This is a genomic window from Pseudomonas sp. UW4 (assembly GCF_000316175.1).
In the GTDB taxonomy this organism is placed as follows: Bacteria; Pseudomonadota; Gammaproteobacteria; order Pseudomonadales; family Pseudomonadaceae; genus Aquipseudomonas; species Aquipseudomonas laurylsulfatiphila.
This window is the reverse complement of the sequence record NC_019670.1, coordinates 1,464,872-1,477,741: the sequence shown is the minus strand read 5'-3', so window position 1 is coordinate 1,477,741 and position 12,870 is coordinate 1,464,872. Positions and strand designations below refer to the sequence as shown.

At 62.7% G+C, this 12,870-nt stretch carries 10 protein-coding genes and 1 tRNA gene; all 11 read left to right on the top strand.

Annotation, left to right across the window (positions count from 1 at the left end):
- The first annotated feature begins 4 nt into the window (after nt 1-4).
- The 11 genes from PPUTUW4_RS06455 to PPUTUW4_RS06405 all read left to right on the top strand — a co-directional run bounded on the left by PPUTUW4_RS06455 (nt 5) and on the right by PPUTUW4_RS06405 (nt 12,850).
- Nucleotides 5-820, top strand: coding sequence for an ABC transporter permease (locus tag PPUTUW4_RS06455; protein WP_015093899.1), 816 nt, complete (start codon nt 5-7; stop codon nt 818-820).
- On the top strand, nt 817-1,605 hold the full coding sequence (locus PPUTUW4_RS06450; protein ID WP_015093898.1) for an ABC transporter ATP-binding protein: 789 nt from the start codon (nt 817-819) through the stop codon (nt 1,603-1,605). The genes PPUTUW4_RS06455 and PPUTUW4_RS06450 overlap by 4 nt, the downstream gene beginning before the upstream one ends.
- Nucleotides 1,606-1,618: 13 nt before the next feature.
- Nucleotides 1,619-2,344 carry an urea amidolyase associated protein UAAP1 gene (locus PPUTUW4_RS06445; RefSeq protein WP_015093897.1) on the top strand — a complete coding sequence of 242 codons (726 nt, stop codon included), beginning with the start codon at nt 1,619-1,621 and terminating at the stop codon, nt 2,342-2,344.
- Between the two features lie 11 nt (nt 2,345-2,355).
- Nucleotides 2,356-3,009, top strand: coding sequence for an urea amidolyase associated protein UAAP2 (locus tag PPUTUW4_RS06440; protein WP_015093896.1), 654 nt, complete (start codon nt 2,356-2,358; stop codon nt 3,007-3,009).
- A gap of 316 nt (nt 3,010-3,325) precedes the next feature.
- On the top strand, nt 3,326-6,958 hold the full coding sequence (uca, locus tag PPUTUW4_RS06435; RefSeq protein ID WP_015093895.1) for an urea carboxylase: 3,633 nt from the start codon (nt 3,326-3,328) through the stop codon (nt 6,956-6,958).
- 25 nt (nt 6,959-6,983) lie between these two features.
- Nucleotides 6,984-8,762 (top strand): allophanate hydrolase, encoded by a 1,779-nt coding sequence (gene atzF, locus PPUTUW4_RS06430; RefSeq protein WP_015093894.1) that lies wholly within the window; start codon nt 6,984-6,986, stop codon nt 8,760-8,762.
- Nucleotides 8,763-8,973: 211 nt separating this feature from the next.
- Nucleotides 8,974-10,467 (top strand): sensor domain-containing diguanylate cyclase, encoded by a 1,494-nt coding sequence (locus PPUTUW4_RS06425; RefSeq protein WP_015093893.1) that lies wholly within the window; start codon nt 8,974-8,976, stop codon nt 10,465-10,467.
- Entirely contained in the window at nt 10,454-10,672 is a 219-nt protein-coding gene (locus PPUTUW4_RS06420; RefSeq protein ID WP_015093892.1) for a cysteine-rich CWC family protein, read from the top strand. The genes PPUTUW4_RS06425 and PPUTUW4_RS06420 overlap by 14 nt, the downstream gene beginning before the upstream one ends.
- Before the next feature lie 34 nt (nt 10,673-10,706).
- The gene (locus tag PPUTUW4_RS06415; protein ID WP_015093891.1) at nt 10,707-11,399 is read left to right on the top strand and encodes a pseudouridine synthase; all 693 of its coding nucleotides are present in this window, start codon (nt 10,707-10,709) and stop codon (nt 11,397-11,399) included.
- Between the two features lie 312 nt (nt 11,400-11,711).
- Nucleotides 11,712-12,596, top strand: a complete 885-nt coding sequence (locus tag PPUTUW4_RS06410; RefSeq protein ID WP_007979844.1) for an alpha/beta hydrolase — start codon at nt 11,712-11,714, stop codon at nt 12,594-12,596.
- A gap of 180 nt (nt 12,597-12,776) precedes the next feature.
- A tRNA-Gly gene (locus PPUTUW4_RS06405) sits at nt 12,777-12,850 on the top strand.
- The last annotated feature ends 20 nt before the right edge of the window (nt 12,851-12,870 follow it).

The following is a 12,870-nucleotide window of genomic DNA, read 5'->3' as shown; positions in this document are numbered from 1 at the left end:
GGCCATGCGCCTGATCAACCGTCACCCGGACCGCCCGAGTCGCCTGTTGTTGGTGATCCTGCCGTTCGCCCTGGTGCTGTTCGCCTATTTCATGGGCTCGGCCGAGCGACTGCTGGACAACCCCAACGACAAGCTGCTGCCCAGCGCCGTGCAGATGACCGATGCAGTGAAACGCCTGGCCTTCGTAGCCGACACCCGCACCGGCGAATACCTGCTCTGGCAGGACACGGCCTCAAGCCTGCAACGCCTGGCCATCGGCCTGGGCATCAGCGCCCTGGCCGGGCTGTGCCTGGGCATCGCCGCCGGCACCCTGCCGCTGTTCGGTGCGCCGTTGTCCCCCCTGCTGACGGTGCTGTCGATGGTGCCACCGCTGGCGATCCTGCCGATCCTGTTCATCGTCTTCGGCCTGGGGGAATTGTCGAAAGTGATGCTGATCGTCATCGGCATCACCCCGGCGCTGGCCCGGGACCTGGAACAGCGTGCCCGGGAAATTCCCGTGGAACTGCTGATCAAGGCCCAGACCCTCGGCGCCTCCACCTGGACCCTGATGTTGCGGGTGGTGTTGCCGCAACTGTTGCCACGGCTGTTGATCTCGCTGCGCTTGATGCTCGGCTCGGCATGGCTGTTCCTGATCGCCGCCGAAGCCATTGCCTCCACTGATGGCCTTGGCTACCGGATCTTCCTGGTGCGCCGCTACCTGGCGATGGACGTGATCTTGCCCTACGTGGTGTGGATCACCCTGCTCGCCTGGCTGATGGATTGGGGCCTTAAACGCCTGACCCGGCGTGCGTTCCCCTGGTATGAGGGGGCCGCCAAATGAGCTTCATCACCGTTAAAAACGTCTGGCAGCAATACGCCGATCAAGTGGTGCTCGAAGGCCTCAACCTGAACGTCAACGAGGGTGAGTTCTGCACACTGGTGGGGGCGTCCGGTTGCGGCAAATCGACCTTCCTGCGCCTGCTGCTCGGCCAGGAACGCGCCAGTCGCGGCGAGATCCTGCTCGACGGCCAGCCCTTGGCCGGTGAACCGGATGCCAGCCGTGGCGTGGTGTTCCAGCGCTACTCGGTGTTCCCGCACCTGAGCGTGCTGGACAACGTCGCCCTCGGCCTCGAACTGCCGCGTTCGCCCTTGCTCGGGCGCCTGTTCGGCAGTGCGAAAAAAGAGGCCCGCGAACAGGCCTCGGTGCTGCTGCACAAGGTCGGCCTCGGCCATTCGCTGGACAAGTACCCGGCGCAGCTCTCCGGCGGCATGCAACAACGGCTGGCCATCGCCCAGGCGCTGATCATGAAACCGCGGGTGTTGCTGCTCGACGAACCCTTCGGCGCCCTCGATCCGGGCATCCGCAAAGACATGCACGCCTTGCTCCTGGAGCTGTGGCGCGAGACCCGGCTGACGGTGTTCATGGTCACCCATGACCTGTCCGAAGGCTTCAGCCTCGGCACGCGCCTGCTGGTGTTCGACAAGGTCCGTCTCGACCCGCACGCCCCCGGCGCCTATGGCGCACGCATCACCTACGACATCCCTTTGAACAGCGACCGCCGCGCCCAGTGCAAAGCCGTCGACGCCCTGCCGCTGCCGGTGGCGGGCACGTTTCGTATCGCTTAGAGGATTTTTCACAATGACTGATTCGACTCAACTGTTCCCGCCCTTCGCCGAAGAAATGCTCCCCGGCGGCGGCCATCGTTCCTTCGTGCTCAAGCGCGGCCAATTGCTGCGCCTGACCGACCTGCGCGGCGGCGCCAACGTCAGCCTGACACTGCTCAACGCCAACGAAAAAACCGAGCGCCTGAACCTGCCCGACAGCCTCAAATGCCAACACACCGCCAAGCTCACCGCCGGCCATTGCCTGTACTCGGACATGGGCCGCGTGCTGGCCGCCATCACCGCCGACACCTGCGGCTGGAGCGACAGCCTGGGCGGCGTGCTCTGCGCCGAAGAGGTCGCAGAAAAATACGGCGCGGGACGCTATCAGGAACTGCGTAACGGCTTCTTCCGCAACGGCACCGACAACCTGCTGGTGGAACTGGGCAAGTGGGGGTTGGGCCTGTCCGATCTGCTGATGACGCTCAACCTGTTCAGTCGTGTGAACGTTGATGACGCCGGACGCTTCCATTTCGTCGAGGGCAATTCCAAGGCTGGCGACTACATCGAGTTGTACGCACCGATGGACACCCTGGTGGTGCTCACCGCTCTGCAGCACCCGATGGATCCATCGCCGGAATATGCACCGAAACCGCTGAAGCTCAGCTGGATGAACGCCGACGCCAGCGTCGCCGAACACTGCCGCACCTCGCGCCCGGAAAACGAGCGCGGCTTCATCAACACCGACCGTCTGTTCGCCTGAGGATCGCTGCCATGTCACTCGCAATCGCTACCGCTGCCGTTCACACAAGCAGGCAACCAGACACCGCGATCTACCGCGCCACCATCCCCGCCGGCGAACCCTGGCTGATGGAGGTCAAGGCCGGCCAGACCCTGCGCATCCTCGACCTTGAAGGCAATCAGGCCGTCGACACCTTGTTCTACAGCGTCGCCAATCCCAAGGAACGCTACGACGTGCAGCGCACGTTGCGTCGGCAGAACAGCGTGTACCTGAGCACCGGCTGCGTGCTGTATTCCAACCTCGGCAAACCGATGCTGACCATCGTCGCCGACACTTGCGGGCGTCACGACACCCTCGGCGGCGCCTGTGCGCAAGAGAGCAACACCGTGCGCTACGCCCTGGAGAAGCGCTACATGCACAGCTGCCGCGACAACTACCTGCGCGCCTGTGTCCACGACGGACGCCTGGGCAAGGGCGACATCGGGCCGAACATCAACTTCTTCATGAACGTGCCGGTCACCGCCGACGGCGGCTTGACGTTCGAAGACGGGATTTCCGCGCCGGGCAAGTACGTCGACCTGCGCGCCGAGATGGACGTGATCGTGCTGATCTCCAACTGCCCGCAACTGAACAACCCGTGCAACGCCTACAACCCGACACCAGCGGAGCTACTGGTATGGAACTGAAACTCGCGCGCTTGCGCCGCTGGCTGTTCACCCTGTGCCAGGCCCGTTCAGGGCAGTGCCTCAAACAGTAAAAGCCACCACCGCCCCCTGTAGGAGCGAGCTTGCTCGCGAAAAACCCAAGAGCGCCGCTGGGCATCTGGTTTTACGCGTAATCGTTCACGACCATCGCGAGCAAGCTCGCTCCTACAAGGGGCCAATGGTGTTTTGGAACGAATTGATTCTGCCGCCGGGGACGACCCTGGTGACTGTCGAAAAACTGCGGGACGGCCCGCATCCCAGTCGAGGCTGATGCGCAATCGCCTCCGGGGGTTATGCCATGTTCGAAAAAGTCCTGATTGCCAACCGTGGCGCCATTGCCTGCCGCATCCTGCGGACCTTGCGTGAACTGCACGTGCGGGGTGTCGCCGTTTACTCCGAAGCCGACGCGGCCAGCCTGCACATCCTGCACGCCGACGATGCGCACAGCCTCGGTGAAGGCGCAGCCGCCGGCACGTACCTGGCGGTCGATAAAATCCTCGCCATCGCCAAAGCCAGCGGCGCCACCGCGATCCATCCCGGTTACGGCTTCCTCTCGGAAAACGCCACATTCGCCGAAGCCTGCGAAGCCGCCGACATCGCCTTCATCGGCCCGACACCGGAACAACTGCGGGTGTTCGGCCTCAAGCACACCGCCCGCGCCCTGGCCCGGCAACAGGGTGTGCCCATGCTTGAAGGCACCGAGTTGCTCGAGAGCCTCGACGCAGCACTGATCGCCGGTGAGCAGGTCGGCTACCCGGTGATGCTCAAGAGCACCGCCGGCGGTGGCGGCATCGGCATGCGCGTATGCCGCAGCGCAGCCGAGTTGAGCGAATCCTTCGAAGCGGTCAAGCGCCTGGGCCAGAACAATTTCAGCGACGCCGGGGTGTTCATCGAGAAGTACATCCAGCGTGCCCGTCACCTGGAAGTGCAGGTATTCGGCGACGGCCACGGCGAAGTGATCGCCCTTGGCGTACGCGACTGTTCGGTGCAGCGTCGCAACCAGAAAGTCCTCGAAGAAACCCCGGCACCGAACCTGCCCGAGGGCATGGCCGATGAACTGTGCGCCGCGGCAATCAAACTGGCCAAAGCGGTGAACTACCGCAGCGCCGGCACCGTGGAGTTCGTCTTCGACAGCGATGCCCGGCGTTTCTATTTCCTGGAAGTGAACACCCGTTTGCAGGTGGAACACGGCGTCACCGAACAGGTGTGGGGCGTCGACCTCGTGCGCTGGATGGTGCAACTGGCGGCCGGTGAGCTGCCGCCGCTGAGCGGTCTGGTACAGGGTTTGAAGCCGCAGGGTCATGCAATTCAGGCGCGGTTGTATGCCGAGGATCCGGGGCGCGATTTCCAGCCAAGCCCCGGGTTGCTCACGGCGGTGAATTTCCCTGACGCCGACGGCAAACGACTGCGCATCGACACCTGGGTCGAAGCGGGCTGCGAGATCCCGCCGTATTTCGACCCAATGATCGCCAAAGTCATCAGTTGGGCGCCGACGCGCGAAGAGGCTGCTGCGGATCTGCATCAAGCGCTGGGTGCCAGCCTGCTCTACGGCGTGGAAACCAACCGCGATTACCTGCGCCAGATACTGCTCGATACGCCTTTCGCCAGCGGCCAGCCGTGGACCCGTTGCCTGGAAGGCCTGGTGTATCAGGCCAACACGTTCGAGGTACTCAGCGCCGGTACGCAAACCAGTGTGCAGGATTATCCGGGGCGCCTCGGTTACTGGGCGGTCGGCGTGCCGCCTTCAGGGCCGATGGACAGTCGGGCGCTGCGCCTGGGTAACCGTTTGCTGGGCAACGACGAAGGCGCGGCGGCGCTGGAAATCACCATGAGCGGGCCGTTGCTGCGCTTCAATTGCGAGGCGGTGGTAGCGGTGACCGGCGCGGTGATTCCATTGCTGCTCGACGGCCAAAGCGTGCCGATGAACACTGCGCTGGTGATTCCGGCAGGCGCCAGCTTGAGCCTCGGCACCATTGCCGGCGCAGGCGCGCGCAGTTATCTGTGTCTGCGTGGCGGCCTGCAGGTGCCGGACTATCTGGGCAGCAAAAGCACCTTCACCCTGGGGCAATTTGGCGGGCACGGTGGCCGCGCCTTGCGGGCCGGTGACGTATTGCACCTGCCAGCGCTGAATGACCGCAGCACCGGTCAACAACTGGCTGAAGATCAGGTCACCGAGTTGCCGGCGGTTCGGCAGATTCGCGTGATCTACGGCCCCCACGGTGCGCCGGAATACTTCACCGAAAACTACATCGGTACCTTCTTCGCCACCCAGTGGGAAGTGCATTTCAACTCCAGCCGCACCGGTGTGCGCCTGATCGGGCCGAAGCCTGAATGGGTGCGTGCCGACGGTGGGGAGGCGGGTTTGCATCCGTCGAACATTCACGACAATCCGTATGCGATTGGCGCGGTGGATTTCACCGGGGACATGCCGGTCATCCTCGGCCCGGATGGCCCAAGTCTTGGCGGGTTCGTGTGCCCGGTGACGGTGATCGAGGCGGATCTTTGGCAGCTTGGTCAACTGAAGGCGGGGGACAAGGTGCAGTTCTCCCCCATCGACATCAAGACCGCCCGCGATCTCGCCCGCAAATGGGATACCTGTGGGAGCTGGCTTGCCAGCGATGGGGCCCGATCAGACACCGCATCAACTTCATCGCTGGCAAGCCAGCTCCTACAGGGGGTTGTGTCGCCTGTGGTGCTGGATATCGGTCAGGGAGATACGCGGCTGGTTGCACGGCTGTCGGGTGACACACATCTGCTCCTTGAAATCGGCGCCCCCGAACTCGACCTGGTCCTGCGCTTCCGCGCCCACGCCCTGATGCAAGCCCTGGAAAGCCAACACCTGCACGGCGTGATCGACCTGACGCCAGGCATCCGCTCACTGCAAGTCCACTATCAACCCGAACAACTGCCACTGACCGACCTGCTCGGCATCGTCGCCGGCGAATGGGACGCCGTGTGCGCCGCCAAAGACCTGCAAGTGCCCTCGCGCATCGTCCATCTGCCACTGTCCTGGGACGACCCGGCGTGCCAGTTGGCCATCGAGAAGTACATGACCACAGTGCGCAAGGACGCGCCCTGGTGCCCGAGCAACCTGGAGTTCATCCGCCGCATCAACGACCTGCCAAACCTCGATGAAGTGCAACGCACGGTGTTCGACGCCAGTTACCTGGTGATGGGGCTGGGCGACGTTTACCTCGGCGCGCCGGTCGCCACCCCGCTCGATCCGCGCCATCGCCTGGTCACGACCAAGTACAACCCGGCGCGCACCTGGACCGCGGAAAACTCGGTGGGCATCGGTGGCGCGTACATGTGCGTCTACGGCATGGAAGGCCCCGGCGGTTATCAGTTTGTCGGGCGCACGCTACAGATGTGGAACCGCTACCGCGAAGTCGCTGCGTTCGATGGCAAGCCATGGTTGCTGCGGTTTTTCGACCAGATCCGTTTCTACCCGGTCAGCGCCGATGAACTGCTGCGCATTCGCCAGGATTTCCCCCTCGGGCGCTTCAACCTGAACATCGAACACAGTCAGTTGAACCTGGCGGATTACCAGGCGTTTCTGACGCAGGAAGCCCAGACCATCGGCGCGTTTCGCGAACAGCAAAAAAGCGCGTTCAATGCCGAGCGTGAGCGCTGGATCGCCAGCGGCCAGGCGCATTTCGACAGCGAAGAGCCGGCCCCGGAGACGACCGAGGAGGCACCGCTGGCCAGCGGTCAACAGAGTGTCGACAGCCACATCGCCGGCAACCTCTGGCAGGTTCAGGTCGAGGCCGGCAAGCGCGTCGCGGCCGGTGATGTGCTGGTGATCCTGGAGTCGATGAAGATGGAAATCCCCCTGCTCGCCCCCATGGCCGGAGTGGTGCGCGAGGTGCGCGTGCAACCGGGTTCGGCGGTGCGCGCCGGACAGCGCGTCGTGGTGCTGGAACTTGACTGAACCCATTTTGAAAAGGACGCATGCCATGAATATCAATCTGCAACTCGACGCCCTGCGCAGCGCCTACCGCGACGGCAGCCTTAACCCCCGTCAATTGCTGACGAACCTGCGGGACAAAGCCGCCGCGCTGAATCCGGACTATCACCTGTTCATCCACCTGCTAAGCGCCGAGGAACTGGAGCCGTACCTCGCCGCCCTCGACGGCCGCGACCTCGACAGCCTGCCGCTCTACGGCGTGCCATTTGCGATCAAGGACAACATCGACCTGGCGGGCATTCCGACCACGGCAGCGTGCCCGGCATTTGCCTACGTGCCGCAGCGTTCGGCGACCATCGTCGAACAACTGCTGGCCCTGGGTGCGATTCCGTTGGGCAAGACCAATCTCGACCAGTTCGCCACCGGGCTCAATGGCAGCCGATCACCCTATGGCGTGTGCCCCAACAGCGTGTTGCCGGAGTATCCGTCGGGCGGCTCCAGCGCCGGATCGTCGCTGGCGGTAGCGCTCGGAGTCGCGAGCTTTTCCCTGGGTACCGACACCGCCGGCTCCGGGCGCGTGCCGGCGGCGTTGAACAACCTGGTCGGCATGAAAGCCACCAAGGGCCTGATCTCGACGGCCGGCGTGGTGCCGGCCTGTCGTACCCTCGATTGCGTCACTACGTTCACCGCCACGGCGCGGGAGGCCAGTCAGTTGCTGGCGCTCACCGCACGCCTCGACCCGCGGGACGAATACAGCCGCAGCAACCCGCTGTGGAATGACTGCTCGGCGTTCGGCACACCACGGCCGTTCCGGTTCGGCGTGCCACGTGCACAGGACCTGCAATTCTTTGGATGCCCTGAAGGCCCGCTGTTGTTCGGTGATGCCATCGACCGTCTCAAGGCCTTGGGCGGCGAAGCGGTGGAGCTTGATCTGTCACCGTTTCTGGAGGCCGCACGTTTGCTCTATGAAGGCCCGTGGGTGGCCGAGCGCTACAGCGTGGCCGGGGAGTTGATGGCACAAAACCCCGAGGCCGTGTTGCCGGTGATTCGCGCTGTATTGGCCAAGGCAACCGCCGTCGACGGCGTGCAGACCTTCCGCGCCCAATACCGGCTGCAAGCGCTCAAGACCCTGTGCGACGCAGCGCTGGAAGGTCTCGATTGTGTCGTCACGCCCACCATCGGCCGCCCGGTGTCGCTGGCGGAACTCAAGGCCGAACCGGTGCTGCGCAATTCGGACCTCGGCTACTACACCAACTTCATGAACCTGCTCGACTACGCCGCCGTCGCCGTGCCCAGCGCCTTCATGGACAACGGCCTGCCATGGGGCGTGACATTGTTTGGCCGGGCCTTCACCGATCAGTACCTGTTGAGCGTGGCCGATGCCTTGCAGCGCCAGCAAGGCCTGGCCGCTCCCGCACCGGCGCCGGTTGCCCGCCATGATCGAGCGCGGCTGGTGGTCTGCGGCGCGCATCTGGACGGGCTGGCGTTGAACTGGCAGCTCAGGCAGCGTGGCGCCCGGTTGCTGGAAACAACCTTCAGCTCGCCGGATTATCAACTCCATGCCCTGGCCGGCGGCCCGCCGTTGCGTCCGGGCATGGTCCGCGTGAAGGATGGCGGCGTGGCGATTGCCGTGGAAGTCTGGGAGTTGCCCAGCCGAGAACTGGGTTCATTCCTGACCGGGATACCGGCACCGCTGGGACTGGGCAAGGTGCAACTGGCGGACGGCCGCTGGGAGAGCGGGTTTATCTGCGAGGCGTATGGACTGGAGGGCGCGGTGAACATCAGCCATTTCGGCGGCTGGCGGATGTACCTGAAATCACTGGGCTAAACACCAGACTCATAACCCTGTGGGAGCGAGCTTGCTCGCGATAGCGGTGTGACATTCAGCCTTGATGTGGCAGACACGCCGCCATCGCGAGCAAGCTCGCTCCCACAAGGTCCGTGCAAGATTTACGACCATTCGCAGCGCACATGGAGCAGTTATTTCCCGGCAGTACCCTTAGAATGCCTGCCATCGGATGACTGCCAATGGAACTGCCATGCCGCTTCGCTCGCCGCTGTATTCTCAACGCTCGTTGGTGCTCACGCTGGTCGCATTGCTGGGCGCAGGCTTCCTCGCCACCTCCTTTCTCAGTTACTACGCCTCCCGGGCCTCGATCCGCAACAACATCGTCAACACCGAACTGCCGCTGACATCGGACACGGTCTACTCGGAAATCCAGAAAGACCTGGTCAGGCCGATCCTGATTTCCTCGATGATGGCCCGCGACACCTTCATGCGCGACTGGGTGGTCAATGGTGAAAAGGATTCCGACCAGATGACCCGATACCTCAACGAGGTCATGACCCACTACGGCGCCTACACCGCGTTCTTCGTCTCCAACACCAGCCTGACTTACTACCACGCCAAGGGTGTGCTCAAGCAGGTCAAGGCCACCGAGCCCCGCGACGCCTGGTATTTCCGCGTGCGGGACATGAAGGATCCGTACGAGATCAACGTCGACCCGGACCTCGCCAACAAGGACAACCTGACCTTTTTCATCAACTACAAGGTTCACGACTACAACGACCGGTTCATCGGCGCGGCCGGGGTTGGCCTGACCGTCGACGCCGTGATCAAGCTGATCGACAAGTACCAGCAGCGTTATCAGCGCAGCGTATATTTCGTCGACAACTTCGGACGCCTCGTGCTGACAGGCGCCGAAGGCGGTCCGCAGGGTGCGCGCATCGGGCAGAAACTCGGTGAACTGGACGGCATGAAGGACCTGGTCAGTCGGCTGCCCAAACCCCACAGCGGCAGCTACGAATATTCCGTGCAGGGCCAGGGGCATTTCCTCAATGTGCGGTTCATCCCGGAACTGAACTGGTACCTGTTCGTCGACAAACGCGAGGACAGCGCCCTGGGTGAAATCCGCCAGTCGCTGTACCTCAACCTGCTGATCTGCCTGCTGGTCACGCTGATCGTGCTGGTCCTGCTCAACCAGGTCATCAAGCGCCTTCAGGACAAGATCCAGGCCCAGGCCACCCTCGACAGCCTGACCGAACTGCCCAACCGTCGCGGCTTCGACCTGCTGGCCATACAGGCCATGCACGAAGCCCGGCGCGAGCCCAAACCGCTGACTGCCTTGCTGCTGGACCTCGACCGCTTCAAGGTGTTGAACGACACCTATGGCCACCTGGCCGGCGATCAGGTATTGAATGGTTTTGCCCAGGATCTGAAGAGCTGCCTGCGGCACGCCGACATCGTCTGCCGCTGGGGCGGTGAAGAGTTCATCGTGCTGCTCAAGGACACCGACGGCAAGACCGGCCTGATGATTGCCGAGAAAATTCGTCAATACGTGGAGCAACAGAGCTACACCTACAACGGCCAGATCTTGCGAGTGACCGTCAGCATCGGCCTGACCACCCTGCAGCCCGATGACACCTTGCACACCCTGCTGTCACGGGCTGATCATGCGATGTACCGGGCCAAGCAAAGTGGCCGTAACCGAACCTGCGTGGAAATGGCTCACTCCATCCATGAACCAGCCTGACCTCTGCCCCGCCTGCGGCGCACCCAACGACTGCACCCTGGCCGACCCGCGAACCGCCGACCGCGCCTGCTGGTGCTACGGCGTCAGCATCGACCCGACCGTGCTCCAGGCGCTGCCGGCGCAACTGCGCAACGCCTCGTGCCTGTGCCCGCGCTGCGCCGAGGTCGAGGCGCAGTTGCAAGCAGCGTCCGAATCGATCAAGTAAGATGCGCGGCCCTTTCTTCACTGATCCCTAAGTCATGCGTGTCGACCGATTCCTCAGCAACCTGCCGTGCTTCAACCGTAAGCAGGTGCGCCTGTTGCTGGTGGAAAAACGCGTCAGGATTGATGGAAAAGTCGTCAGCGACCCACACAGTGAAGTCCGCGAGTTCAGCCGCGTCGAAGTCGACAACGACGTGCTGCAAGTCGGTAAACCCCTGCGCCATTTCATGCTGCACAAACCCGCCGGATGCGTCAGCGCCACCCGGGATCCGCAGCACCCGACCGTGCTCGACTTGATCCACGAGCCGGACAAGGACGAGTTGCACATCGCCGGGCGCCTGGACTTCAACACCACCGGCCTGATGCTGATCACCAACGACGGCAGCTGGTCGCGGCGCCTGACCCAACCGCAGACCAAACTGCCCAAGGTGTATTACGTCGAAACCGAACAGGAGATCGGCCCTGAATACGCGATCAAGTTCAGCCAGGGGCTGTACTTCGCCTTCGAAGACCTCACCACGCAACCCGCCGGGCTGGAGCTGCTCGGGCCGAAATGCGCGCGCCTGAGCATCGTCGAAGGCCGCTATCACCAGGTCAAGCGCATGTTCGGCCACTTCAACAACAAGGTGATGCGCCTGCACCGCGAGCGCATGGGCCCGCTGGTGCTCGACGACAGGTTGAAACCGGGCGAATACCGCCCACTGAGCGATGAAGAGATCGGATTGATCTAAGCAGGCGACCGTCGAGCAGAAGTTGTCGAACAATTTACCAATGGCACTTGCGCGATGACGTGACCCCTGCTTGAATCAGGACGTCGGCCGAAATGTGACCGATGAGTCACCCCATACTTCTAAGAAACTTTTTGCCGGTAGGAACCCAAGGGTTCCGGCCTCATCCGGCAGACTGCCCGCCAATAACAATACCCGTCGACCGGACTGCAATGGATCGACATGGGCCTCTCAAATTCCAGGCGTATGCCTACCTGTCATAAAGCTCGTGCAATCTCTATTGCGCGCATACCCGCTTGCCAGGAGTCTAATGACATGAGGCCAGAAATCGCTGTGCTGGATATACAGGGTCAGTATCGGGTTTACACGGAGTTCTATCGCGCAGACGCCGCAGAGAAGACCATTATCCTGGTCAACGGCTCGATGGCCACGACTGCGTCGTTTGCACAAACCGTGAAAAACCTCCATCCGCAGTTCAACGTCGTCTGCTACGACCAGCCCTACGCGGGCCGGTCAAAGGCCCACAATCTGCATGAGAAATTGCTGACCAAGGAAGTCGAAGGGCAGATCCTTCTGGAGCTGATCGACCACTTCGCCGCCGAACACGTGCTGTCGTTTTCCTGGGGTGGCGCCGCGACCCTGGTCGCCTTGGCCCAACGGCCACGACGCATCGAAAAAGCCGTGATCAGCTCGTTCTCCCCGGAGATCAACGCGCACATGCTCGACTACCTCGAGCGCGGCGTCGATTACCTCGGCAGCCGGGATGGCGACCGGGTCGGCAACCTGGTGAACAGCACCATCGGCAAACACCTGCCGACCCTGTTCAAGCGCTTCAACTATCGGCACGTCAGCAGCCTGGCCGATCATGAATACGGGCAGATGCACTTCCACATCAGCGACCTGCTGCACAGCGATCGCCAATGCTTTTTCAAAGCGGCGGAAAAAATCAACGTGCCGGTGCTGTTCATGAACGGCGAATGGGACGAATACACCGCCGCCGATGGCGCACGGTTGTTCGCCAACCACGTGCAGCACGCCACCTTCACGACCCTTCAGGCCACCGGCCACTTTCTCGACATGGAACACAAAGCCGCCTGCCGAGACAGCCGCAACGCACTGATGGGGTTCCTGAAACCGGCCCAGCACGATAGCCGACCGCGTTACCACTACGTCCAGGACCACCATGCATTGGCACTTTGAAACAGAGTCATCGCGAGCAAGCCCCGCCCTGCTGAATCAAACGTATTCTGCAGGCGCGAGGCTTGCCCGCGATCGACCGCCATGCGCCCCAGGCCTTGTCGGTACATCGCGTTAAACCCGCCCCACGTAAAGAAAAACTTCAAATCGCCGGCCGTATCTGGTACAAAGTCAGCGCTCTGAGCGGGTGTCGTATAATGGCATTACTCCAGCTTCCCAAGCTGATAACGAGGGTTCGATTCCCTTCACCCGCTCCAATCGAATTTTGATCTCACGT